Source organism: Sphingobium sp. AP49 (assembly GCF_000281715.2).
Classification (GTDB): domain Bacteria; phylum Pseudomonadota; class Alphaproteobacteria; order Sphingomonadales; family Sphingomonadaceae; genus Sphingobium.
Genome location: NZ_CP124576.1, coordinates 4445271 through 4468594, shown reverse-complemented (window position 1 = coordinate 4468594; position 23324 = coordinate 4445271). Strand labels below are relative to the sequence as shown.

Annotated in this window: 21 protein-coding genes; 16 read left to right on the top strand and 5 right to left on the bottom strand. The window is 65.7% G+C overall.

Translation table 11 applies throughout. The features are described from left to right. Window positions 1-7: 7 nt before the first annotated feature. A complete protein-coding gene (locus PMI04_RS21085) occupies window positions 8-1132 on the bottom strand; it encodes an acyl-CoA dehydrogenase family protein (RefSeq protein ID WP_037487530.1) in 1125 nt (374 codons plus the stop codon). Between the two features lie 68 nt (window positions 1133-1200). Between PMI04_RS21085 and PMI04_RS21080 the strand changes: the two genes are divergently transcribed. From PMI04_RS21080 to PMI04_RS21025, 12 genes are all read left to right on the top strand, one after another. Next, complete coding sequence (locus PMI04_RS21080) at window positions 1201-1851, top strand: TetR/AcrR family transcriptional regulator (protein ID WP_238536018.1); 651 nt, start codon at window positions 1201-1203, stop codon at window positions 1849-1851. Window positions 1852-1963: 112 nt separating this feature from the next. After that, a complete protein-coding gene (locus tag PMI04_RS21075) occupies window positions 1964-2503 on the top strand; it encodes a nuclear transport factor 2 family protein (RefSeq protein WP_007715471.1) in 540 nt (179 codons plus the stop codon). Between the two features lie 11 nt (window positions 2504-2514). Next, window positions 2515-3393 (top strand): SDR family NAD(P)-dependent oxidoreductase, encoded by an 879-nt coding sequence (locus PMI04_RS21070; RefSeq protein ID WP_007715468.1) that lies wholly within the window; start codon window positions 2515-2517, stop codon window positions 3391-3393. Between the two features lies 1 nt (window position 3394). Beyond that, the gene (locus PMI04_RS21065) at window positions 3395-3943 is read left to right on the top strand and encodes a nuclear transport factor 2 family protein (protein WP_007715466.1); all 549 of its coding nucleotides are present in this window, start codon (window positions 3395-3397) and stop codon (window positions 3941-3943) included. Window positions 3944-4106: 163 nt separating this feature from the next. Beyond that, window positions 4107-5555 (top strand): NAD-dependent succinate-semialdehyde dehydrogenase, encoded by a 1449-nt coding sequence (locus tag PMI04_RS21060; protein ID WP_007715465.1) that lies wholly within the window; start codon window positions 4107-4109, stop codon window positions 5553-5555. Between the two features lie 20 nt (window positions 5556-5575). Then, complete coding sequence (locus PMI04_RS21055) at window positions 5576-6253, top strand: SDR family NAD(P)-dependent oxidoreductase (RefSeq protein ID WP_007715464.1); 678 nt, start codon at window positions 5576-5578, stop codon at window positions 6251-6253. A 154-nt stretch (window positions 6254-6407) separates the two neighbouring features. Further along, complete coding sequence (locus PMI04_RS21050) at window positions 6408-6563, top strand: hypothetical protein (RefSeq protein WP_007715463.1); 156 nt, start codon at window positions 6408-6410, stop codon at window positions 6561-6563. Between the two features lie 163 nt (window positions 6564-6726). Next, window positions 6727-8556, top strand: coding sequence for an NAD(P)/FAD-dependent oxidoreductase (locus PMI04_RS21045; protein WP_007715462.1), 1830 nt, complete (start codon window positions 6727-6729; stop codon window positions 8554-8556). A gap of 167 nt (window positions 8557-8723) precedes the next feature. Continuing rightward, entirely contained in the window at window positions 8724-10100 is a 1377-nt protein-coding gene (locus PMI04_RS21040) for an aromatic ring-hydroxylating dioxygenase subunit alpha (protein WP_007715461.1), read from the top strand. Beyond that, window positions 10097-11881 (top strand): thiamine pyrophosphate-binding protein, encoded by a 1785-nt coding sequence (locus tag PMI04_RS21035; protein WP_007715460.1) that lies wholly within the window; start codon window positions 10097-10099, stop codon window positions 11879-11881. Before PMI04_RS21040 ends, PMI04_RS21035 begins: the two co-directional genes overlap by 4 nt. Window positions 11882-11955: 74 nt before the next feature. Then, window positions 11956-13371: an aldehyde dehydrogenase family protein gene (locus PMI04_RS21030; RefSeq protein WP_037487533.1), complete on the top strand. Its 1416-nt coding sequence runs from the start codon at window positions 11956-11958 to the stop codon at window positions 13369-13371. Between the two features lies 1 nt (window position 13372). After that, window positions 13373-14971 (top strand): SMP-30/gluconolactonase/LRE family protein, encoded by a 1599-nt coding sequence (locus PMI04_RS21025; protein WP_007715457.1) that lies wholly within the window; start codon window positions 13373-13375, stop codon window positions 14969-14971. On the opposite strand, the gene PMI04_RS21020 is transcribed toward PMI04_RS21025, so the two are convergent. Then, entirely contained in the window at window positions 14957-15790 is an 834-nt protein-coding gene (locus PMI04_RS21020; RefSeq protein WP_007715455.1) for an IclR family transcriptional regulator, read from the bottom strand. The genes PMI04_RS21025 and PMI04_RS21020 overlap by 15 nt on opposite strands. A 158-nt stretch (window positions 15791-15948) precedes the next feature. On the opposite strand from PMI04_RS21020, the gene PMI04_RS21015 reads away from it, so the two are divergent. The 4 genes from PMI04_RS21015 to PMI04_RS21000 all read left to right on the top strand — a co-directional run bounded on the left by PMI04_RS21015 (window position 15949) and on the right by PMI04_RS21000 (window position 20967). After that, window positions 15949-17514 carry an AMP-binding protein gene (locus PMI04_RS21015; RefSeq protein WP_007715453.1) on the top strand — a complete coding sequence of 522 codons (1566 nt, stop codon included), beginning with the start codon at window positions 15949-15951 and terminating at the stop codon, window positions 17512-17514. Between the two features lie 17 nt (window positions 17515-17531). Further along, window positions 17532-18680, top strand: a complete 1149-nt coding sequence (locus PMI04_RS21010) for a MaoC family dehydratase N-terminal domain-containing protein (protein WP_007715451.1) — start codon at window positions 17532-17534, stop codon at window positions 18678-18680. A gap of 68 nt (window positions 18681-18748) precedes the next feature. Beyond that, window positions 18749-19966 carry a CoA transferase gene (locus tag PMI04_RS21005; RefSeq protein WP_238536016.1) on the top strand — a complete coding sequence of 406 codons (1218 nt, stop codon included), beginning with the start codon at window positions 18749-18751 and terminating at the stop codon, window positions 19964-19966. Between the two features lie 83 nt (window positions 19967-20049). Then, window positions 20050-20967, top strand: a complete 918-nt coding sequence (locus PMI04_RS21000) for an SDR family NAD(P)-dependent oxidoreductase (protein ID WP_007715445.1) — start codon at window positions 20050-20052, stop codon at window positions 20965-20967. Window positions 20968-20971: 4 nt separating this feature from the next. Here PMI04_RS21000 and PMI04_RS20995 read toward each other — a convergent pair whose 3' ends face one another. From PMI04_RS20995 to PMI04_RS20985, 3 genes are read right to left on the bottom strand one after another with little or no spacing between them, the layout of a single operon-like run. Then, the gene (locus PMI04_RS20995) at window positions 20972-21379 is read right to left on the bottom strand and encodes a nuclear transport factor 2 family protein (RefSeq protein WP_007715443.1); all 408 of its coding nucleotides are present in this window, start codon (window positions 21377-21379) and stop codon (window positions 20972-20974) included. A 4-nt stretch (window positions 21380-21383) separates the two neighbouring features. Continuing rightward, window positions 21384-22547, bottom strand: coding sequence for a sulfotransferase (locus PMI04_RS20990; RefSeq protein WP_007715439.1), 1164 nt, complete (start codon window positions 22545-22547; stop codon window positions 21384-21386). Between the two features lie 21 nt (window positions 22548-22568). Next, window positions 22569-23318 (bottom strand): 3'(2'),5'-bisphosphate nucleotidase CysQ, encoded by a 750-nt coding sequence (locus PMI04_RS20985; RefSeq protein ID WP_283184827.1) that lies wholly within the window; start codon window positions 23316-23318, stop codon window positions 22569-22571. Window positions 23319-23324 lie beyond the last annotated feature (6 nt).

The window sequence follows — 23324 nt, the reverse complement described above, 5'->3', positions numbered from 1 at the left end:
TCTCCTTTTAAAGGCTGCGCGCAATGACCATGCGCTGGATGTCCGACGTGCCCTCGTAAATCTGGCACACCCGGACATCGCGATAGATTTTCGCAATTCCGAATTCTTCAAGATAGCCATAGCCACCCAGAGTCTGCATCGCGCCCGACACCACCGCTTCGGCGGTTTCGGAGGCGAACAGCTTGGCCATCGACGCCTGGGTCAAGGCGGGCTGGCCGGCATCCTTCATCGCGGCGGCGGACAGGACGAGCTGGCGCGCGGCCTCCAGTCGGGTGGCGAGGTCGGCGAGGCGGAAGCCGACCGCCTGATGATCGATGATCGGCTTGCCGAAGCTCTTGCGGTCTTTGGCATAGGCGACGGCGATCTCCAGCGCGGCCTGCGCCATGCCGACGCACTGGGCGGCGATACCGATGCGGCCGGTCTCCAGATTGGCGAGCGCGATGCGATAGCCCTGGCCTGGCTGGCCGATCAGCAGATCATCCTCGACAAACATATCCTCGAACCGCAGCGCGCAGGTGTCCGACGCGCCCTGGCCCATCTTGTGCTCGACCTTGTCGACGAAATAGCCGGGACGGTCGGTGGGCACGAGGAAGACCGACAGGCCCTTCTTGCCCGCGTCGGGATCGGTCACGGCGACGATCATCACCACCCCGCCAATCTTGCCCGAGGTGATGAACTGCTTGGCGCCGGTTATGCGCCAGCCGCCGTCGACCTTGATAGCGCGGGTGCGCACGGCCGAAGCGTCGGAGCCGGCGTCGCTTTCCGTGAGCGCAAAGGCGCCGATCGTGCGGCCGCCGATCAGGTCCGGCAGGAAGCGGGCCTTCTGTGCCTCGCTGCCATCCTTGAGCAGGCCCGAGACGAGGATCGAATTCTGGATCGAGACGATGGTGGAGAGCGCGCCGTCGGCGGCGGCCAGTTCCATCAGAGCGAGGGCGTAGGAGACCGAGTCGGCCTCCGCCCCGCCAAAGACTTCGGGCGCGGTCATGCCCCACAGGCCAAGGCCGGCCATCTCCTCGAACAGCGTGCGGGGATAGCCGCCTTCCGCCTCGAACCGGGCCGAATGCGGGCGGATCGTGGCTTGCGCGAAATCCCTTACGGTATCGCGAATGGCGCTCTGGATTTCGGTCAGCATAAACGCTTGCGTCTCTCCTATACTCATGAGTAGGTTGCGCCTGTTCGGATTTCTTGTCAACAGGCGCCATGAAGGATCAACAGGTGTCGGTAAAAAGCGCAGCGGCGATCCCGTCCCCCTTCCGCACGGCGGAGGAAAAGGTGCGGGAGCGGGCGGAAAAACGGGAAGCGGTGCTGCTTGCAGCGGTGCGCATGTTCAATGCGCGCGGCTTCCACGCGACGTCGCTGGACGATGTTGCCGCCAGCCTTGGGGTCAGCAAGCCGACCATCTATCATTATCTGGGCAATAAGGAGCAGGTGCTGATCGAATGCGTCACCCGTGGCCTGGAGATGCTGAGTGCGGCGGCCGCCGAGGCGCGGGCGGGCAGCGGCGATGGCCGGGCGCGGCTTGCCTATTTTCTGCGACGCTATGGCGCGGTGATCATGGATGATTTCGGCGCCTGCGTGGTGCGGACGGGTGACGAATGCCTGTCGGCAGAGGGGGCTATCCTGTTCCGATCGCGCAAACGCGACATCGACCTTGCCATGCGCGGGCTGATCGCCGACGCCGTGGCGGACGGATCGATCGCCCCGGTTGACGTCAAGCTGGCCGGCTTCACCCTGGCTGGCGCGCTCAACTGGGCGGCGCGCTGGCGCGATCCGCAAGGGGCGATGAGCGCGGAGGCGATAGCAGCGGCACAGGTCGACCTGCTAATCGCCGGCCTCGCTCCGCGCGGCTGAGGCTGCCCGGCTTTCTCCTGTCCGAATTGGTCAAGCGGTGCGCCATGGCGCGCGCCTATGACCGGGCCATGGACACACGACCCGCAGCGACGGGCGGGAAGGAGAGGGCCGGATGGAGAATGCCACCACGCCATTGCAGGCGATTCTGGACCGGGAGGCGATCCGCGATTGTCTCGCCCGGCTGGCGCGTGGTGAGGACCGACGCGACGCCGACCTGATCCGGGCAAGCTGCTGGCCTGACGGCAGCACCGACTATGGCGTGTTCGCCGGCGATTTCGATGCCTATCTCGCCTGGGTGGTGCCCGGCGCCGACGCGATCCTGTGCACCCAGCATCTGCTGGGGCAGAGCTTCATCGACCTGGAGGGCGACGCGGCGCGGGTCGAGACGCAGGTCCAATCCTATCATCGTATCGACATGGGCGACGCGCAACGCGACGTCATGATCGGCGGCCGCTATCTCGACATTTTCGAACGGCGCGAGGGCCAGTGGCGGATCGCGCGGCGCACCATGCTCTATGACTGGGTGCAGGATATCGGCCTGTCGGCCGACTGGAGCCAGGGGGTGATGGGCATGGCGTTCAGCGCCCCGCATTTCACCGGTCGCGCGAACGGCGATCATAGCGTGCGCTTCTTCGCGCGCGAAACCGACTGAGGGAGAGGATCATGAAACCGCTGGACGGCAAGGTCGCGATCGTGACCGGCGCAAGCCGGGGGATCGGCAAGGGGATGGCGCTGGCGCTCGCCGAGCAGGGCGCGACCGTCTATGTCACCGGGCGCACGGTCAATGCGGGCGATCATGAATTGCCCGGCACGGTCGGCGAGACGGCGGCGCAATGCGATGCGCGCGGCGGCCGGGGCATTGCCGTGCAGGTCGATCATGGCGACGATGCGCAGGTCGCCGCTTTGTTCGACCAGGTGCAGCGCGAACAGGGGCGGCTCGACCTGCTGGTCAACAACGCCTTTGCCATCCCCGAGGATCTGACCGTGCCGGGCAGCTTCTGGGAAAAGCCGCTGTCCAACTGGGACATGGTCGATGTCGGCGTGCGATCCAACTTCGTCGCTGCGCGCCATGCCGCCCAGATGATGGTGCCGCAGGGATCGGGCCTGATCGTCGCGATATCGGGCTATGTCGGGGTCACCTATACCTATGGCGTGGTGTTCGGCACGTGCAAGTCGGCGGTCGACCGGATGGCGCGGGACATGGCGATCGAATTGCAGCCCCATGGCGTCGCCTCGCTCTCGCTGTGGCAGGGGCTGACCATGACCGAGCGGGCACAGCGCAACATCGCCGCCAATCCGGCGATGAAGGCGCTGACCGTGACCAATCCGCTGGTCGGCTGCTCGCCCGAATTTCCCGGCCGGGTGATCGCCGCGCTGCTGGCCGATCCGGCGATCATGGCGCGATCGGGCGGCACCTTCATCACGGCGGAGCTGGCGCAGGATTATGGCATCACCGATGTCGACGGGAAGACCATCCCGTCGCTGCGGGCCGAGCGTGGCGCGCCGATCTGGCAGCCGATCGCCCCGCGGACGGAGGCATAGGATGGACGCGGATCGCCAGGCGCGGATGGATGCGCTGCTCGACCGGCAGGACATTGTCGACTGCCTGACCCGGTTCAGCCGGGGCATGGACCGGTTCGACCGCGCCCTGTTCCTGTCCGCCTTTCATGACGATGCCACCGTCGCGGCGGGCAGCTTCGTCGGCGCGCCCGATGCGCTCTATGCGTGGGCCTCTGCCCTGCATGAAGGCGGACAGGTGGCGACGCATCATAATCTGCTCAACATGACGATCGATATCGACGGCGACAGCGCCCATGCCGAAACCTATTATCTGTTCGTCGGCCGCAACCGGGACGAGAGCAACTGGATCGCCGGTGGCCGCTATATCGACCGGCTGGAACGGCGGGGCGGGCAGTGGAAGATCGCGCTGCGCACCAACATGATCGAATGGTCCGGGCTGGTGCCGACCCTGCCCTTGCCCTTTGGCGATGTGCCGGACCTGAATGCCAATGGCGCCCCCGCGCGGGACGCCAGCGATCCCTCCTATCTGAGGCCATTGGTCAACCGCCGGGAACCGCGCATCCCGGATTAGGGCGCATCGCGGGGTCGATCCTTGGTCGGGGACATTTCGTCCACGTTGACGCCGCCTGCCCCGCATCCCACCTTCGCATCGAAATGGGGCCATGCTGCGTTGGACGCAGCGGCGGGCGCGCCCTGCGCCTGTAGCCCCGCATCCTGCCGAAGAAGGTGATCCGATGACCATAGCCCTTGCCGACCCCAGCCTGCTGCGCGAACAATGCTATGTCGACGGCCAGTGGATCGGCACCGCCAGCATCGACGTGACCGACCCGGCGACGGACGAGCGGCTGGCCGGCATTCCCGCGATCGACGAGGCGGGCACGCGCGCGGCGATCGAGGCAGCCGAGGCGGCGCTGCCGGCCTGGAAGGCGAAGACCGCGGGCGAGCGATCGCGCATCCTGCGCCGCTGGTTCGAGCTGCTGATCGAGCATCAGGACGATCTGGCCATGATCCTGACTCGTGAGCAGGGCAAGGCGCTGACCGAGGCCAAGGGCGAGATCGCCTATGCGGCGAGCTTCATCGAATGGTTCGGGGAAGAGGCCAAGCGCATCTATGGCGAGATCATTCCCAGCCATCGCGCCGACAGCCGCATCGTCGTCATCAAGCAGCCGGTCGGCGTGGTCGCGGCGATCACGCCGTGGAATTTTCCGGCAGCGATGATCACGCGCAAGGCGGCGCCGGCGCTGGCGGCGGGCTGCACCATGGTGCTGAAGCCCGCGACCCAGACGCCGCTGACCGCGCTGGCGCTCGCCGTGCTGGCCGAACGGGCGGGCGTGCCCAAGGGCGTGTTCAACGTCGTCACCGGATCGTCGCGGGTGATCGGCGCGGAACTGACCGGCAACCCGCTGGTGCGCAAATTGAGCTTCACCGGATCGACCGAGGTCGGCAAGACGCTGATGGCGCAATGCGCGCCGACGATGAAAAAATTGTCGATGGAGCTGGGCGGCAATGCCCCCTTCATCGTCTTTGCCGATGCCGATCTGGATGCGGCGGTCGAAGGCGCGATCGCGTCCAAATATCGCAACAGCGGCCAGACCTGCGTCTGCGTCAACCGCATCCTGGTGCAGCGCGATGTTGCGCCGGCCTTTGCCGAAAAGCTGAAGGCCGCCGTCGCCAAGCTGAAGGTCGGGCCGGGCACGGAGGCGGGCGTGACCCAGGGGCCGCTGATCGACGAGAAGGCGGTCGAGAAGGTCGAGGAGCATGTCGCCGATGCGCTGGCCAAGGGCGGCACGCTGGTGAGCGGCGGGCATCGCCATGCACTGGGCCACAGCTTCTTCGAGCCGACCATCATCAGTGGCTGCACGCCGGACATGAAGCTGGCCGACGAGGAAACGTTCGGGCCGCTGGCTTCGATCTTCCTGTTCGACTCGGAAGAGGAGGCGGTGGCGCTCGCCAATGCAACCGAGGTGGGCCTCGCGGGCTATTTCTACACCCGGGACCTGGCGCGCGCCTGGCGCGTGGGCGAGGCGCTGGAGGTCGGCATGGTGGGCATCAACACCGGCCTCATTTCGACCGAGGTCGCGCCGTTTGGCGGTATCAAGGAATCGGGCATGGGCCGCGAAGGATCGCGCCATGGCATCGAGGACTATGTCGAGATCAAATATCTCTGCATGTCCGGGATCTGACGCAAGGATATCGAAAGGGGATGATGATGGCGGGAGTGGTGGCGGTAACCGGTGCGGCCGGTGCGCTGGGCCGGGCGGCGGTGCAGGTGCTGCGTGCGGCCGGTTGGACGGTGGCGGGCATCGACCTGGGTGATGTGCCGGCCGGCAGCGTCGACCTGGCGCTGGGCGGAGTCGATCTGTCCGACGAACAGGCGGTGGCCGGCGCGGCGGACAAGATCGGCGAGGCGCTGGGTGGACTGGACGCACTGGTCAACATCGCCGGCGGCTTCAGCTGGGAAACGGTGAGCGACGGGTCGGTCGCCACCTGGGACCGGCTCTATGGCATGAATGTCCGCACCGCGCTGATCGCGACTCGCGCCTTGCTGCCACTGCTGCGCGATGGCGGCGGCGCGATCGTCAATATCGGTGCAGCCGCATCGGTGAAGGCGGCCGCCGGCATGGGCGCCTATGCGGCGTCGAAGGCGGGCGTCGCGCGCCTGACCGAGGCGCTGGCCGAGGAACTGAAGGATGAAGGCGTGCGCGTGAATGCGGTGCTGCCCAGCATCATCGACACGCCGGCCAATCGCGCCGACATGCCCGACGCAGATTCCAGCCGCTGGGTCTCGCCCGAGGCGCTGGGCGGGGTGATCGCCTTCCTGCTGTCGCCCGCCGCCGCGCCGATCACCGGCGCGCTGATCCCGGTCACCGGCCGGGTCTGACATTCTAGGACCGGTTGCGTTTGCAACGTGCGCAACCGGTCCATGTCGTTTCGTGCAACTGGCCTTGGCGCCTTTGCATTTGCGAAAAAAGCCGGGGAAGACCAGATGAAGCTCGATGCTGCGACGCAGCAAATAGCTTTCTCAGAGGTTCATCATGTTCTCGCTTATCGCGCTCTATTTTTCCTATCGCCGGGATGTCGTCACCGCCGAGCGCTACATCGCCGGCCTGACGCCCGCCGCCGCCCCTGCATCGGCCGATGTCGTGACCTTCCCGGTTGCCCAGGAACAGAAGCTGGCCCGCGCCGCCTGATCGGCGCGCTGCTTACCGACTGATCTACCTCTCTCGTCGCGGCCGCAGACGCCGCCAAGGGATCGCCACGGCGCTAACAGCGCCGGGCCGTCGCTCCGCCATTGCAAGTCAACAGGTCTGTTGATTAACAAAATGGCGAGAACAGCGATCCCTAGGAGAGGTCATGACCTGCAAGCCGACGCAGACGCCTGCGGCTGACACATTCGATATCCCGACCCTGCGCGAGAAATATCGCGCCGAGCGCGACAAGCGGATGCGCGCCGACCGGGAAGGGCAATATCAGCCCACGACCGACGATACGACGCACAGCTATGACGTCGACCCGCACATGCCGGTCGTCGCGCGCGACCCGATCGTCGAGGAACTGGACGTTGTGGTGCTGGGCGCGGGCTTTGCCGGCCTGCTCGCCGGCTATCATCTGACCAAGCAGGGCGTCACCAATTTCCGCAATATCGACCATGGCGGCGATTTTGGCGGCGTCTGGTACTGGAATCGCTATCCCGGCATCCAGTGCGACAATGACGCCTATTGCTATCTGCCGCTGCTGGAAGAGACCGGCTTCATGCCGTCGAAGAAGTTCGCCGACGGCGCGGAAATCCAGGCCTATTGCCGCCAGATCGCGGAAAAGTTCAACTTTGCCGACAAGGCGCTGTTCCATACCCTCATCACATCCTTGAAATGGGACGAGGCGATCCAGCGCTGGCGCGTCGGCACCAGCCGGGGCGACGAATTGCTGGCGCGTTTCGTGGTGATGGGCTGCGGCGTGCTCAACATGCCCAAGCTGCCCGGCATTGCCGGCATCAACAGCTTCAAGGGCAAGATTTTCCACACCGCCCGCTGGGACTATGACTATAGCGGCGGCAGCTACGACAATCCGGTGCTCGACAGGCTGGCCGACAAGCGCGTCGCGATCATCGGCACCGGCGCGACCGCGATCCAGGCGGTGCCCTATCTCGGCCGCTACGCCAAGCAGCTCTATGTCATCCAGCGCACGCCATCGACCGTGGACGAGCGCCCCAATCCGGCGACCGATGCCGATTGGGCAGCGTCGCTGCAGCCCGGCTGGCAGGCCGATCGCCAGGCCAATTTCCACCGCGCCGCGATGGAAGCCTTCGCGCCGGGCGAACCGGACCTGATCTGCGACATCTGGACCGAGATCGCCCGCAACCTGTCGGCGGAGCTGGAAGCCGAGGGCTGGCCGGAGATGTCGATCGAGCAGTTCATGGCGAAGCGCGAGGTGGTCGATTATCGCGTGATGGAGCGACTGCGCGCCCGTGTCGATGAAATGGTCACGGACAAGGCAACGGCCGAGGCGTTGAAGCCCTGGTACCGCTTCCTCTGCAAGCGCCCGCTGTCGAGCAATGAGTTCTACCCGACCTTCAACCGGCCCAATGTCACGCTGATCGACGTTGCCGACAGCAAGGGGCTGGAGAAGATCACGGAGAAGGGCTTCGTGTCGGGCGGCGTCGAATATGAGGTCGACTGCATCATTTTCGCCAGCGGCTTCGAGGTGACGAGCGAGTTGAAGCGGCGCTGGGGCATCGATGCGGTCGAGGGCCGCGATGGCCAATCCATCTATGACCATTGGGCCAATGGGCCGCGCACCCTGCACGGCACGATGACCCATGGTTTCCCCAACCAGTTCTTCATCGGCTATATCCAGGGTGGCCTCAACGCCAGCGTGACCGAACAGTTCGGCCGCCAGGCGGAGCATATCGCCCATATCATTCATGCGGTGATGGATAAGGGTGCCAAGGTGGTCGAGACCACCTTGCAGGGGCAGGAGGATTATGTCCGCCATTTCGAGGAAATGGAGATCGACATGACCGCCTTCCAGCAGGAATGCACCCCCAGCTACTTCACCAATGAAGGCCAGGTGAAGGCGCCCTGGGCGCTGTTCCGCGGCTATGGTCCGGGCTGGGGCGCGTTCCAGAAACTGGTCCAGGACTGGCGTGCCAAGGGCGATCTGGACGGCATGGAATTGCGGTCCTGAGCCATGGGCCGGATCGCCCCGGGGATGGTTCGCGGTGGGGGCCGCTCTTCCCTTGGGGCGCTCCCGCCAGTTGCGATAGTCAGATTGAAAATATTGTCCTTGCGGACCTGGCGAGTGGACTCGCGGGCCGTACCCGTCGGGCAACGGGGGCGTTGCAGGAGGATGCCATGAGCAAATTGAGCAACATCGACGTCGAGGCGCTGGCCAAGCCGCTGACCTATCCGACCGAGGCGTTCCTGTCGAAGGACTACGCCCTGGCCGAGAAGGAGAAGCTGTGGCCGCATGTCTGGCAGATGGTCGAGCGGGTCGAAGACCTGCCCGATGTCGGCGACTGGATGACCTATGACATTTGCGATGAGTCCTTCATCATCGTGCGGACCGCGCCCGATGCGCTGCGCGCCTTCTACAATGTCTGCCCGCACCGGGGCCGCCAACTGATCGATGTGCCCAAGGGTGTCCATTCGGTGCGCGGCAAGAACCGGCGCAGCTTCGTCTGCGGCTTCCATGGCTGGACCTTCGATACCGAGGGCAACAACACATATATTCTCGACCCGCAGGACTGGCAGGGCGCGCTGACGCCCGAATGCACCCGCCTGTCGGACGTCAAGATCGACATATGGGGCGGCTGGATCTGGATCAACATGGATCCCGATGCGGAGCCCCTGGCCGATTTCCTGGGCGATGCCGGGCGTATCCTGTCCCACTTCGAGATGGACAAGATGCGCTATAAATGGCGCAAATGGGTGGTTTATCCCGCCAATTGGAAGACCGCGCTGGAAGCGTTCATGGAGCCTTACCATGTCGCGGGCACCCATACCCAGCTGCTCGATTATGGCGATTATTATGCCTATAGCGCGGCCTATGGCCTGCATGGCGTCAGTGGCTTCGACCAGCGCGACCCGGCTTTCCAGATGAGCCAGAGCAGCAGCGTGACGCGGGCCGGCAAGGGCGATGATCCGCGCCGCTCCACCTATGAGCTGATCCGCGAAAATTTCGAGACATTGAACTATGCGGCCTCGACCGAGACTTTGGTCAATGCGGCCAGCCGGCTGGTCGACGAACTGCCCGAAGGCACGGCGGCTGGCGACGTCATCGCCCATTGGCTCAAATCCGCCAAGGCGGACGACGCCGCGCGGGGCGTCATCTGGCCGGAAATCCCGCCCGAGGTGATGGCCGAGGCGGGTCTGGCCTGGCATGTCTTTCCCAACATGTCGGTGCTGCAGGGGATCACCTTCGCCCTTTGCTACCGCACCCGTCCCTATGGCGACGATCCCGACATGTGCATCTTTGAATCCTACGCGATCGAGCGTTTTCCCGAAGGGCAGGCGCCGGTCACCGAGTGGGAAGAAACCGAGGCGACCGCCGAGGGCTGGGGCTCTGTCCTCGCCCAGGACTTTTCCAACATGGAATGGGTGCAGAAGGGCATGAAGTCGCGCGGGTTCCGCGGGCCGCTGCCCAACCCCCATCAGGAACGCAAGATCACCAATTTCCACCGCAACCTAGCCACGTACATGGGTACGGGCGCACCGAGGTTACTCAAATGAGCTATGACGATCCCAAGCCCGCCGTGAATGTGAACGCCACCGACAAGAAGGGCACGCCGGTCTACAAGCGGATGCTGGACCTGTTCGAGGCCGAAGGCATCAACACGCTGTTCGGCATTCCCGACCCCAATTTCGTCCATATGTTCCTGGAGGCCGAGCGTCGCGGCTGGACCGTGGTTGCGCCGCATCACGAAGCCGCAGCCGGCTTCATGGCCGAGGCCGCCTCGCGCATCACCGGCAAGCCCGCCGTTGCGATCGGCACGCTGGGGCCGGGCATCGCCAATATGGCGCCCGCCATCCAGTGCGCGCTGGTCGAAAATTCGCCGGTCATCTTCCTGTCGGGCCAGCGCGCCCGCGTGACCGAACAGCGCGTCCGTCGCGGCCGCATCCAGTTCGTCAAGCAGATGCCCTTGTTCGAGAATAGCGTCAAATATGCCGCCTCGATCGAATATGCCGACCAGACCGACGAAGTGGTGCGCGAGGGCATTCGCAAGGCGATGGGCGGCACCCCCGGCCCGGTCTATATCGAATATCCCAGCCACATCATTCTGGAAGAGCTGGACCTGCCCGCGCCGCTGGCGCCGGACCGTTATCGCCTGGTCAATCAGGGCGCGGACATCGACCGGGTCAAGGAAGCGGCGGACCTGATCCGCGCCGCCAAGAACCCGATCCTGCTGGTCGGCCATGCCGTTCACACCTCGCGCTCGGGCGCGGCGGTCAAGGAACTGGCGGACCTGATGAACTGCCCGGTGATCCAGACCTCGGGCGGCACCAGCTATATCAAGGGGCTGGAAGACCGCACCTTCCAATATGTCTTCTCCAAGGCATCGATCGAGGCGGTCACCGAGTCCGACCTGGTGCTGGCGCTGGGTACCGAATTGGGCGAGCCGGTCCATTTCGGCAAGTGGCGCTACTGGATGAAGAATGAAGCGATCCGCAAGTGGATCTATGTCGAGCAGGATCCCGCCGCGATCGGCGTCAACCGCCCGATCGACGTGCCGCTGGTCGGCGATCTGCGCGGCGTCGTGCCGCAGTTGGTCGAGGCGCTGAAGGACACGCCGCGCGCACCCGCGCCCGGTCTGGAAGCCTTCATGCGCGACGGCCAGGCCGAACTGGACGAACTGGCGGCGGAATCGCGCACCAAGAGCGATGGCACCGGCGACCTGCCGATCCATCCGGCCCGTCTGGCGGTGGAAGCGACCGAGGCCTTCCCCAAGGATGGCATCCTGATCCGCGACGGCGGCGCGGGCGTGATCTTCCAGTGGACCTATTCGCAGTGCAAGCCGAACGACGTCATCTGGAACCAGAATTTCGGTCATATCGGCACCGGCATTCCCTATGCCACCGGCGCGATGCTGGCGGATCGGGCTGCAACGGGCGTCAGCCGTCCGGGCCTGTTGCTGACGTCGGACAGCAGCTTCATGTTCCATATCGCCGAACTGGAAGTGGCAGTCCGCACCAAGCTGCCTCTGGTCTGCGTCGTCGGCGTGGATAATCAGTGGGGCCTGGAAGTGGGCGTCTACAAGCGCACCTTCGGTCAGGGCACGGAAGAGACCGGCACCCATTGGAGCAAGGAAGTCCGCTTCGACAAGATCGGCGAGGGCTTTGGCTGCCACGGCGAATATGTGACCCGCGCGGAAGACATCAAGCCGGCGATCGCGCGTGCCTATGCCAGCGGCAAGCCGGGCGTCGTCCATGTCGTGATCGACCCCAAGGCCAATTCGGAAGAAATGCCCAAATATGCCGAATTCCGCACCTGGTACGCCGAAGGCACCCAGTAAGGAATGATCTCCGGGCCGGCATCATGCCGGCCCGGTCCTTTATAAGATAATCCCTCTTTTGCATGGGTGAGGATATGCGCGACTATCGGAACTTCTATATCGACGGCCAGTGGGTCGCCCCGGTCGAACCGAAGACCGCGGATGTCATCAACCCGGCGACCGAGGCGGTGGCCGGCACCATTTCGCTCGGCGGTGTCGCCGATGTGAACAAGGCGGTCGCCGCCGCGCGCAAGGCCTTTGCCGGCTGGTCGCAGACCACGCGCGAACAGCGGCTCGACCTGCTGCTCGCCATCCAGGCGGAATATGCGCGACGCCAGACCGAACTGGGCGACGCGATCATCGAGGAGATGGGGGCGCCATCCTCGCTCGCTCATGGTTTCCATGTCGGGCTGGGCGCGGGGCATCTGCAGACCGCGATCGAGGTGCTGCGCGACTTCAAGTTCGATGAGCTGCATGGCGCGACGATGATCGCGCGCGAGCCGATCGGCGTCTGCGCGCTCATCACGCCGTGGAACTGGCCGATGAACCAGACCTGCGTCAAGATTTTCCCGGCGCTGGCGACCGGCTGCACCATGATCCTGAAGCCGCCACAACTCGCGCCCTTCTCGGCCCAGATCCTGGCCGAGATTCTGGATACGGCGGGCGTGCCGGCCGGCGTGTTCAACATGGTCCAGGGCAGCGGCAGCGTGATCGGCACGGCGCTGTCCACCCATGAGGATGTCGACATGGTGTCCTTCACCGGCTCCGAGCCGGTCGGCGTCCAGATTCAGAAGGATGCAGCGACGACGATCAAGCGGGTCGGGCTGGAACTGGGCGGCAAGAGCGCCTTCATCGTGTTGGACGATGATGCGCTGGCCGCCAATGTCGCGGGCGCGACCGGCGGCATGATGGGCAATTCGGGCCAGACCTGCAGCGCGGGATCGCGCCTGCTGGTGCCGGCATCGCGCATGGACGAGGTGATTGCGGCGGCCAAGGGCGCAGCGGACGCGGTGACGGTCGGCGATCCGACCGGCAATGTCGCCATGGGTCCGGTCGTGTCGAAGAGCCAGTACAACATCATTCAGGACTATATTCAAAAAGGCCTGGACGAAGGCGCGACCCTGATCGCCGGCGGCGCCGGTCGCCCGGACGGGATCGATAAGGGCTGGTTCGTCAAGCCGACGGTGTTCGTCGGCACCAACGACATGGTGATCGCGCGCGAGGAGATATTCGGCCCGGTGCTGGTGATCATCGGCTATGACGATATCGACCACGCGGTCGACATCGCCAATGCCAGCAATTTCGGCCTCGCCGGCTATGTCAGCGGCACCGATGTCGAGCAATGCCGTGCCGTCGCCCGGCGGATGCGGACCGGTTGGATCAGCATCAATGGCGGCTTCGATTTCCATGCGCCCTTCGGCGGTTACAAGCGCAGCGGCAATGGCCGCGAATGGGGCGAGCATGGCTTCCTCGAATATCTCGAAGTGAAGTCGCTGCTGGGCTACGCCTGAGATGGCGGTCCAGTCCGGGCGCTATGGCGCCGCCAGTGCTGCTATCGCTGCCGAGGGCTGGTCCCTCGCGCGGCTGACCCCGCCCAGCCGCCTGCACGGCGCCAATGGCCTGGCCACCGGGCCGGACGGGCGCCTCTATGTGGCGCAGGTCGGCGGCAGCCAGGTCAGCGCGATCGATGTCGACAGCGGCGCGATCGAGACGATCAGCGCGATGGGCGGCGCCATCGTCGCGCCCGACGATCTGGTGTTCGACGATGCCGGCAACCTCTATCTGACCGAGATTACCGAGGGGCGTGTCGCGATGCGCACGCCATCGGGCGATGTGCGGGTGGTGCGCGGCGACATTCCGGTCGCCAACCCGATCACCTGGCATCAGGGCCGGCTGATCGCGGGCGAATGCCGCATCGGCGCGCGGATCATGGAACTGGATCTGGATGGCGGCGCGCCCCGCGTCATCCTCGACAATGTCCCGATGGCTAATGCCTTTCAGGTCGGGCCGGACGGCAAGCTCTATTTCCCGGTGATGGGCGCCAACGAGATTTGGCGGGTCGACCTGGATGGCGGCGCGCCCGAAGTGGTGGCCGGCGATCTGGGCGTGCCCGATGCGGTGAAGTTTGACAGCAAGGGGCGGATCGTCACCACCCAGGTCGCGAGCGGGCAGGTGCTGCGGCTCGACTTGGTGAGCGGCACGCGCGAGGTGCTGGCCGATCTTGGCCCTGGCCTCGACAATCTGAGCTTCATCGGCGACCGCATCTTCGTGTCGAGCATCCCCGGCGAAATCACCGAATTGCTGGGCGATGGCAAGGTGCGATCTGTCGTGCCGCGCGCGTTGCAATGGCCGCTGGGCCTGGCCATGGGCGCGGATGGCGCGATGTTCGTTGCCGACGGCGCCTTTGGCTATACGCTGCGGCCCGGTGAGGGGCTGACCCTGGCCGGCATGATCTTCTATCCCGGCTGTCCCGGTTATATGCGCGGTGTCGCCGCCGGGGCGCAGGCGGGGGAGTGGATCATCAGCACCGGCCTCGGCGCGGTGGCGCGCTATCGGCCGGGGCAGGGGGAAAGCGATTTCCTCGCCACCGGCCTCGACCAGTTGATGGGCGTGGCGGTCGCGTCGGGCGGCGCGGTGGTCGTCGCTGAATATGGCACCGGCCGGCTGCTCTCGATCGAGAATGGCGCGGTCAGCGAACTGGCCACCGGCCTCGACAAGCCGATTGGCGTGGCGCTGGCGCCGGACGGAACAGCCTATGTCGCCGAGGCCGGGGCGGGGCGCGTGATACGGGTCGCTAGCGGCCGCAGCGAGACGATCATCGACGGTCTCGGTCGGCCGGAAGGGCTGGCGATTACCGGCGGGCAATTGTTCGTTGTCGATACGCAGGCCAAGGCACTGGTCGCCACCGACCTGTCGGGCGGCGCGCGCGAGACGATTGCCAGCGCTTTGCCGGTCGGCGCGCCCGCCGGCGTGACGCCCAAGTTTTTGGGGCCGATCGGCGACATGGCCGGGCCGATGATCAATTTCGCCGATGTGACTGCGGGGCCGGACGGCACGCTCTATGTGTCGGGCGACGCCGAAGGGAGCGTGCTGGCGCTACGCCGCCGGTAAGGGGCGGTCGCCGCTCAGCTGGTGGCTGAGTGCACCCGCTGCCTCGACCAGCGCCAGCTGCAATGCGCCCAGCCCCTCGCGTTGCAGAGCGGCGCCGATGCCGATCGCGACCAGCGCATGGACCGGGCGGCCCGCGCCCTTCCACACCGGCGCGGAGACGACGGTGACGCCGGCAATATATTGGCCCTCGTCCACCGCGAAGCCCTGCGCGCGCGTCTGGCGCAATTGCTCCATCCAGTCGGCGAAGGGCGGCGGATCGTCCCAGCGCAACGTGTCGAACCGCGCCTTCAGTTCCTTCTCGCCATAATCGCCAAAGGCGGCGATGCAGCGGCCCGTGGCACTGATCAGGGCGGGAAAGCGGCTGCCGACCTGGGCGCTCAGCTGAAAGCCGCTGCCCGACTGCGCCATGGCGACGACGATCATATGGTCGAGGCCGACCGCCTGCACCCCCAGCATGGTGAGGCCGAAGCGATGCGCCAACCGGTCGAGCACCGGCTGGGCGAGGTCGTTGAAGGCGTCGCGGCGCAGCCAGTTGCGCGCCAGCGTCAGCACGCCGGCCTGCAGCGCATAGCGTTTGGTGTCGGGGTCGAAGGCGACCAGTTCCTCCTCCACCAGCGCGCGCAGCACATAGAGGCAGGTGCTGGGCACCAGCCCCAATTCCTTGGCGATCGCCTGTACGCCCAGCGGCCGGTCGCTCTTGCCCAGCAGGCGCAGGATCGCGGCGGCGCGGGCGATGGCGGGCGCCTTGCTCTCCTGCACGGCCTTGGCGACCTTGCGGACGGTGGAGGGCGGGCGGGGCGTGGTGCGGCTGTCGGTCATGGCGTCATCCTATCGCGACGCCGATAGTCTGTCATTCAAAATATAGAACATCATTCACTATTTACAACAAATGAGTCGCTGTGACATCGCTTGTTGCAAGCAGCGACGGGGTTTCGACCCGTTCGCCCGGTTGAATGCCGGACCGATGGGATGGGATGATGGCGAAGCTAACCGACTATCGCAGCTATGCCGATGCACAGGCACATGCGACCTCAGCGGCGCTGTGGGATTTGTTCGACGGTGATCGCGACGAACTGAACATCGCCCATGAATGCGTCACCCGTCATGCCGACGGATCGGGCCGCGCCGCCGTGCGCATCGCCCATGCCGATGGCCGGGACGAGATCCTCAGCTTCGATGCGATCGCGGCGGGGGCTGCGCGCTTCGCCCATTGGCTCGACGCCGAGGGCATTCAGCCGGGCGAACGCATCGCCTTCATGCTGGAGCCTTCGCTGCCCTTCTATGTCTGCCTGTTCGGGGCGATGCAGACCGGCGCGATCTCGGTGCCGCTTTTCACCCTGTTCGGCCCGGACGCGCTGCGGTTGCGGGTCGACGACTGCAAGCCGATCATCCTGATCACCAATGCGGAAAAGGCGGAGCTGGCGCGCAGCATGGATGGGCCGCGCGTGATCGTCGCCGACGATGCGCTGCTGGCCGACCTAGCCCGTTTCCCGGCGACCTACAGCCCGAAGACCAAGGCCAATGACCTGGCCGTCTTCCAATATACGTCGGGCACGACGCGCGAACTGCCCGAGGCGGTGAAGCACAGCCATCGCGCGCTGGTGACCTTGATGTTCGCCGCCCTCTACGGCACCGGCATCCGGCCGGGCGACGAGTTTTTCTGCCCCTCCTCGCCGGCCTGGGGCCATGGCTTGTGGCATGGCACGCTGGCGCCGCTGGGGCTGGGCGTGACGACGGGCACCTTTGCCGGCCGGTTCGATCCTGTACGGCTGATGCAGGCGCTGGACGCATACGGCATCACCAACATGTCGGCCGCCGCGACCCATTATCGGATGATGAAGAATAGCGGCCAGGCCGCCGACTTCGCCTTCCATTTTGATAAGCTCAGCTACACCGGCGAGCCGATCGACCCGGCGACGCTGGACTTCATCGACGCCCATTTCAAGGTGCCGGCCTGTTCCATGTACGGCACGACCGAGATCGGCGTGGTGCTGGTCAACTATCCCGGCGCGCAGGATTTCATGGTGAAGCCGGGTTCGCTGGGCAAGGCGGTGCCGGGCCAGAGACTGGAAGTGCAGCGCCCCGACGGCAGCGCCTGCGATCCCGGCGAGATTGGCGAACTGATGCTGTGGCGCCGCGACCGGTGGGAAACGACCAAGGACCGGGCGAAGATCGACGCCGACGGCTATTTCTACCATTGCGGCCGCGCCGACGACGTCATCATCTCGGCAGGCTGGACGATGAGCGCGGTCGAGATCGAGAATACGCTGCTCAAGCATGCGGCGGTGCTGGAATGCGCGGTGATCGGCGTGCCCGACGACAAGCGCGGCCAGGTGGTGAAGGCCTTCATTATCATCAATCGGGACGGCAGCGATGCGCTGGTCCGCGAATTGCAGGACTTCACCCGCGAGAAGCTGGCCCAGCATGAGTTCCCGCGCATCGTCGAATTCGTGACCGACCTGCCCAAGACGCCGGCCGGCAAGGTTCACCGCAAGATTCTGAGAGACCGTGAGGCCGCCAAGGCGGTCGAACTCGCCAACTGAATATCAGGAGAAGAGAGATGGCAACATTGGCCGACGCGCCCGTGAACAAATTCCCCAAGATCACCGAGGAGGGGCTGGACGACCTGCGCAAGCGCATCGGCGTCAAGATCGAGAATACCGTCGAACCGTGGAATTACGAAGCCACCCGTGACGCGATCCGCCATTATGCGCACGGCATCGGCGACGATAATCCGCTGTGGTGCGACCCGGCCTATGCCGAGAAGACCAAGCATGGTTCGCTGGTTGCGCTGCCCAGCTTCCTGTTCACCACCAGCCGCATCATCTCGGGCTATTGCGGTGGCCTGTCGGGCGTCCATGCGATGTGGGCCGGCGCCGACTGGACCTGGCACAAGCCGGTGCTGCGCAACGACACGATCCGCACCGAGGCCTATTTGAAGGATCTGATCGAGCATCAGACCAAGTTTGCCGGCCGCAGCTTCCAGCAGATCTACCATGTCGATTTCTTCAACCAGTCGGGCGACAAGGTGGCCGAAGGCGACAGCTGGGTATTCCGCACCGATCGCGACGAAGCGCGCGAGCGTGGCACCAAGTACACCGAAGCCCGTGGCCGCGTGGAGCCCTTCACCGACGAACAGCTGGCCGAGATGTACAAGCTGTACGAGAAGGAAGAGATTCGCGGCGCCACGCCCCGTTACTGGGAAGATGTGCAGGTCGGCGACGAACTGCCGCGCATGATGAAGGGGCCGATGACGGTCACCGGCTTCATCTGCTACGCGCAGGGCTGGGGCGGCCTCTATATCCGCGCCAACAAGCTCGCCTGGAAGATGCAGCAGAAGCACCCCGGCACCGGCATCAAGAACCGCTTCAACGTGCCGGACTGCCCGGAACGCGTCCATTGGGATGAGGCGTTCGCGCTCGAAGTCGGCGCGCCGGGTGCCTATGACTATGGTCCGGAACGCTGCAGCTGGCTGACCCATCAGGTCACCAACTGGATCGGCGACGATGGCTTCCTGCACAAGAGCAAGTGCCAGATCCGCCGCCACAATCCCGATGGCGACGTGATCTTCATCGACGGCAGCGTGATCCGCAAGTTCGAGGAGAACGGCAAGAAATATGTCGAGATCCAGCAGCGTGCGGAAACCCATCGCGGCGAAATCTCGGCCTTTGGCACCTCGATCGCCGAACTGCCCAGCCGCCCGGCCTGATCCGGGCGCGACGGGCCGTTCCTTCCCCCTGGGGAGGATTTGGGATGGGACGGCCCACCGAAAGATGCATGATGGACAGCCACGACAAGAGTGAGTGGGCGGGGCCGCTGGCCGGGGTGCGGGTGCTGGATTTCACCCGTGTGCTGGCTGGCCCTTCGGCTGCACTGGCGCTCGCGGATCTGGGCGCGGAAGTCATCAAGGTGGAGCCACCCGGTAGCGGCGACGATACCCGCAGCTTTCCGCCGCTGCGCGCGGGCGAGAGCCATTATTTCCTCAGCGTCAATCGCGGCAAGAAGAGCATCGTGCTCGACCTCAAGGCCCCCGAAGGGCTGGCGATCGCGCGCGACCTGGCGGTGAAATCCGACATCGTCATCGAAAATTACCGGCCCGGCGTCATGGACCGGCTGGGCCTTGGCTATGAGGCGTTGTCCGCGATCAACCCGGGCCTTATCTATTGCGCTATTTCCGGTTTCGGCATGACCGGGCCGCTCAAGGACCGGCCCTCCTTCGACATCGTGCTACAGGCCATGTCCGGCGCGCTCAGCGTCAATGGCGAGCCGGGCGGGTTGCCGACCAAGCTCGGCATTCCGCTCGGCGATCTGGTCGGCGGCATCAACGGGCCGATCGCGATCCTCGCCGCCCTGCATGAGCGCCATGCCACCGGGCGCGGCCGGCTGATCGATATCAGCCTGATGGACGGGATGATCGGCCTGCTCGGCTATCTGGCACAATTGAGCTTCTTCACCGGGCAGGATCCGGTGCCTCAGGGATCGCAGCATCCCAATCTGGTCCCCTATGGCGTTTTTCCGGCGAGCGACGGGTCGATCGTCATCGCCTGCCTCACCAATCATTTCTGGGGCAAGATTTGCGCGGCGCTGGGCCTCGACGGGCTGGCCGACGATCCGCGATACGACATGCTCGACAAGAGGCGCGAACGGCGGGCCGAGGTGAATGGGCTGCTGTCGGCGGTGACGCAAACCCGCACCGTGGCCGACCTCGCCGACCTGTTCGCCGCGCATCAGGTGCCCCATGCGCCGATCCTGACCATCAGCGAGGCGCTGGCCCAGCCGCAGACGCTGGTCCGTAACATGGTGGTCGAGACCGAGCATAAGACCCTGGGCGTGATCCCGATCGTCAACCGGCCCTTCCGCTTTCCCGGCGCCGAGCAGCCGGTGCCGAGCGCGCCGCCGGTGCTGGGCGAGCATAGCGATATGGTGCTGGCGGAGTTGCTGGGGATGGACGCCGCGACCATCGCCCGGTTGCGCGATGCCGGGATCGTCGCCTGAGCGATCATTTGGCGGCACGCTTGGGGCGACGGCACCGCCGCCGCTAAGCTCCCCGCCAATCATCATCCGGGAGAGAGACTATCATGCTGCGATTTGACGACCGCGTCGCCCTGATCACCGGCGCCGGGCGTGGCCTCGGGCGGGCCTATGCGCTGCTGCTGGCGGCGCGCGGCGCGAAAGTGGTGGTCAATGATCCGGGCGTCAGCATGCAGGGCGAGGGCACCGATGCCGGTCCGGCCCAATCGGTGGTGGACGAAATCCGCGCTGCCGGCGGCCAGGCGATCGCCTCGACCGACAGCGTCGCCACGCCACAGGGCGGGCAGGCGATGATCGACCTCGCCCGCGACCATTTCGGCGGCATCGACATCCTTATCCACAATGCCGGCATCGTCCGACGCGGCGGGCTGGCGGAGCTCAGCTATGCCGATTTCGAGACGGTGCTCGACGTTCATCTGCGCGGTGCCTTCCATGTCGTGCGCGCCGCTTTCCCGCATATGTGCGCGGCGAACTATGGCCGCATCGTCCTCACCGGATCGATCAACGGGCTTTATGGCAATGCCGGCGTGGTCAATTACAGCGTCGCCAAGGCGGGGATGATCGGCCTGTCCAACGTCGCCGCGATCGAGGGGGCGGCCCATGGCGTGAAGAGCAACATCATCCTGCCCGGCGCCGTCACCCGCATGGCCGAAGGGCTCGACACCAGCGCCTATCCGCCGATGGACCCGGAACTGGTCGCGCCGGTCGTGGGCTATCTGGCGCATCAGGATTGCGCGGTCAGTGGCGAGATGCTGATCGCCATGGCCGGGCGTGTCGCGCGCGCCTACACGATGGAAACGGTCGGCGTGTTCCAGCCCGACTGGACGATCGAACAGATTGCCGATCGGCTGGAGGGAATACGCGACCCGCAGGACGCGTTGCTCTTCCCGCCGGTGCCGACCGGCCATCTCGACCATCTGCGTTACAGTTTCGCGATGGCCAGCCAGGGCGCGAAACAGGGCTGATCGCTCAGCCCGGCTTGGCCGCCATCATCGCCTGGATCAGCGGCTTGATCTGGGCTTCCACCGGCGCCGGGTTGAAATGCTCGGCGACCGACGCGATCCGGCCGTCGCGGATGCGCAGCAGGAAGATATAGCGATTGGCGAAGGGCTCGCCATTCACCAGCGTGCCTGCCGACCGCACCTCGGCCGCGACCCGATCCTCTTGCGCCGTCAGCGAATCGACGGTGAAGGTCAGCCCGCCCTGGAACAGCGACCCCAGCATCGCCACGCCGCGCTGATAGGCGGCGGCGGGCGCATCGACGCCCGACGTCGTCGTCCAGGCGGTCATGTCGTCGGTCAGCAATTCGTCCGGCAGTGCCGCCGCCGACAGGGCGGCGAAGAAGCGGCGGGCGAGGTCGTGATGCGCCTGCGTCATGGGATCAGGCCTTGGTCGGGATCGAGAAGCGGTCGGTATAGTCCTTGAAATGGGCGTGGATCTGCGCGCGATCCAGGCCATAATCGGCCAGGTCATAGCTGTGCTTGCCATGCTTGCCCTGCGGATTGGCGGCCAGCATCGCGCTCATCCCGGCCTCCGCTTCTGCCGTGAACGGCTCGTCGAAGCGAGCATAGAGTTTGCGCATCTCGCCGATCGGGTCGCGCAGCTGGTCGTCATACTGGATGTCGTGGATCGCATCCTGGCCATGCTTGTCGCGATAGGCGATCATCCTTTCGATCATCAGGTCGAAGGTGCGCAGCTGCGAGCGGCCGACCTCGACCGGGTCGACATCGGCGCTGAACATCTTGCGCACCTGATAGACGAGGCTGCAGGCCGAGCCGACGACATCGGCCGGATCGCGATGGGTCATGACCAGCTGGGCGTCGGGATAGACGGTGGTGAGGTCTTCCAGGAACAGCGGGTGCCAGGGATTTTTCAGCGTCCAGCGGCCACCATTTTCCGCCTGCAGCAATTGCAGCAGCCGCTTGTGATAGCGGAAGGCGGGCAGGTAGCTCGTGGCGAACAGCCATTTCTGGTAGCTCGGCACATGCAGCACCGAGTCATAATATTGGGCGCAGAAGGACGGCGCCATCGCGAACTGGCACTCGGTCGGGCTGTCGGCATCCTCATGATGGATCGCCGAGATATGCGGCGCATATTTGAGCGACATGTCGAGCCGCGCCTGTTCCGCGACATAGCGCGGGTCGCTGCTGAGCGTGCCGGCCGCAGCGGGTGGCGCCGAATTGAACGCCTCCCAGCGCAGGAAGGATCGGCGAGCGGGATCGGCGTTCAAGAGGTTGATCGTCAGGGTCGTGCCGGTGCGCGGCAGGCCGAAGACGAACATCGGTTTCTCGATCGGGGCGTCGAGCAGGTCGGGATGGCGGGCGAGCCAGTCCTCGACCTGCAAGCGGTTGGCGAGCGTCGCGGTCAGCTGCTGTGCCCAGCGGCCCTGCGCCGCCTCGGTGAGGTTGGCCTCGCGGTTGATCGCGTCGACCAGCACGTCCAGACCTTCGAGGATGGCGTCGTCGCCCAGGTCGGTGAGGCCGGTCTGTTCGCGCGCGGCGGCGACCAGGGCGTCGGCGTCGAGGCCGATGGTGTCGGTGGTCATGATCCTCTTCCCTTCTGTTTTTCAGGCGGCCTGCGCCGCGATCTCGGCCAAGGCCTCCAGCACGATGTCGGCATGTTCTTGGCGACAGATGAGGAGGTCAGGCATGTATGTGTCTTGCTGGTTGTATGTGAGCGGTGATCCGTCGATGCGGGAGGCGTGGAGGCCGTGGGCGAGTGCGACGGCGGCGGGGGCGCAGCTGTCCCATTCATATTGGCCGCCGGCATGGAGATAGATGTCGGCCTGGCCCAGGATCACGGCCATGGCCTTGGCGCCGGCCGATCCCATGGGGACCAGTTCGGCGCCCAGCGCCTCTGCGACCGCGACCGCCTGGGGTGCGGGGCGGGTGCGGGACACGACCATGCGGAGTTTCTGGGGCGCGGGCGGCACGATGCGCGGCTGGTCGGTGCGCAGGACGATGCCGTCCTCATGGCCGGGTAGCGCGACCGCGCCGATGGTGGCGACGCCGTCGATGGCGAGGCCGACATGGACGGCCCAGTCGGCGCGCGCCTCGCCATATTCGCGGGTGCCGTCGACCGGATCGACGATCCACACCCGACTATGCTGGAGCCGCGCGCCGTCACAGGCCATCTCCTCGGAGAGGAGGCCGTCGTCGGGCCGCTGTTCCTGGAGGGCATGGACCAGGAACTGGTTGGCGGTCTGGTCGCCGGCCTTGCCGAGCGCCTTGGCGCTGAACAGGCCCGAGGCGCGGACCTCCAGCAGCAGGCGGCCGGCGGTCTCGGCGAGATGGGCGGCGAGGTCCGCGTCTGTCATGACGTT

Excerpts from the sequence above, each read along its gene's own strand:
- PMI04_RS21085 (WP_037487530.1), bottom strand. The coding sequence starts at position 1,132 with ATGCTGACCGAAATCCAGAGCGCCATTCGCGATACCGTAAGGGATTTC.
- PMI04_RS21005 (WP_238536016.1), top strand. The coding sequence starts at position 18,749 with ATGATGGACAGCCACGACAAGAGTGAGTGGGCGGGGCCGCTGGCCGGG.
- PMI04_RS21025 (WP_007715457.1), top strand. The coding sequence starts at position 13,373 with ATGGCGGTCCAGTCCGGGCGCTATGGCGCCGCCAGTGCTGCTATCGCT.
- PMI04_RS20985 (WP_283184827.1), bottom strand. The coding sequence starts at position 23,318 with ATGACAGACGCGGACCTCGCCGCCCATCTCGCCGAGACCGCCGGCCGC.
- PMI04_RS21030 (WP_037487533.1), top strand. The coding sequence starts at position 11,956 with ATGCGCGACTATCGGAACTTCTATATCGACGGCCAGTGGGTCGCCCCG.
- PMI04_RS21015 (WP_007715453.1), top strand. The coding sequence starts at position 15,949 with ATGGCGAAGCTAACCGACTATCGCAGCTATGCCGATGCACAGGCACAT.
- PMI04_RS21020 (WP_007715455.1), bottom strand. The coding sequence starts at position 15,790 with ATGACCGACAGCCGCACCACGCCCCGCCCGCCCTCCACCGTCCGCAAG.
- PMI04_RS21075 (WP_007715471.1), top strand. The coding sequence starts at position 1,964 with ATGGAGAATGCCACCACGCCATTGCAGGCGATTCTGGACCGGGAGGCG.
- PMI04_RS20990 (WP_007715439.1), bottom strand. The coding sequence starts at position 22,547 with ATGACCACCGACACCATCGGCCTCGACGCCGACGCCCTGGTCGCCGCC.
- PMI04_RS21050 (WP_007715463.1), top strand. The coding sequence starts at position 6,408 with ATGTTCTCGCTTATCGCGCTCTATTTTTCCTATCGCCGGGATGTCGTC.
- PMI04_RS21000 (WP_007715445.1), top strand. The coding sequence starts at position 20,050 with ATGCTGCGATTTGACGACCGCGTCGCCCTGATCACCGGCGCCGGGCGT.
- PMI04_RS21065 (WP_007715466.1), top strand. The coding sequence starts at position 3,395 with ATGGACGCGGATCGCCAGGCGCGGATGGATGCGCTGCTCGACCGGCAG.
- PMI04_RS21055 (WP_007715464.1), top strand. The coding sequence starts at position 5,576 with ATGATGATGGCGGGAGTGGTGGCGGTAACCGGTGCGGCCGGTGCGCTG.
- PMI04_RS21040 (WP_007715461.1), top strand. The coding sequence starts at position 8,724 with ATGAGCAAATTGAGCAACATCGACGTCGAGGCGCTGGCCAAGCCGCTG.
- PMI04_RS21080 (WP_238536018.1), top strand. The coding sequence starts at position 1,201 with ATGAAGGATCAACAGGTGTCGGTAAAAAGCGCAGCGGCGATCCCGTCC.
- PMI04_RS21035 (WP_007715460.1), top strand. The coding sequence starts at position 10,097 with ATGAGCTATGACGATCCCAAGCCCGCCGTGAATGTGAACGCCACCGAC.
- PMI04_RS20995 (WP_007715443.1), bottom strand. The coding sequence starts at position 21,379 with ATGACGCAGGCGCATCACGACCTCGCCCGCCGCTTCTTCGCCGCCCTG.
- PMI04_RS21010 (WP_007715451.1), top strand. The coding sequence starts at position 17,532 with ATGGCAACATTGGCCGACGCGCCCGTGAACAAATTCCCCAAGATCACC.
- PMI04_RS21045 (WP_007715462.1), top strand. The coding sequence starts at position 6,727 with ATGACCTGCAAGCCGACGCAGACGCCTGCGGCTGACACATTCGATATC.
- PMI04_RS21070 (WP_007715468.1), top strand. The coding sequence starts at position 2,515 with ATGAAACCGCTGGACGGCAAGGTCGCGATCGTGACCGGCGCAAGCCGG.
- PMI04_RS21060 (WP_007715465.1), top strand. The coding sequence starts at position 4,107 with ATGACCATAGCCCTTGCCGACCCCAGCCTGCTGCGCGAACAATGCTAT.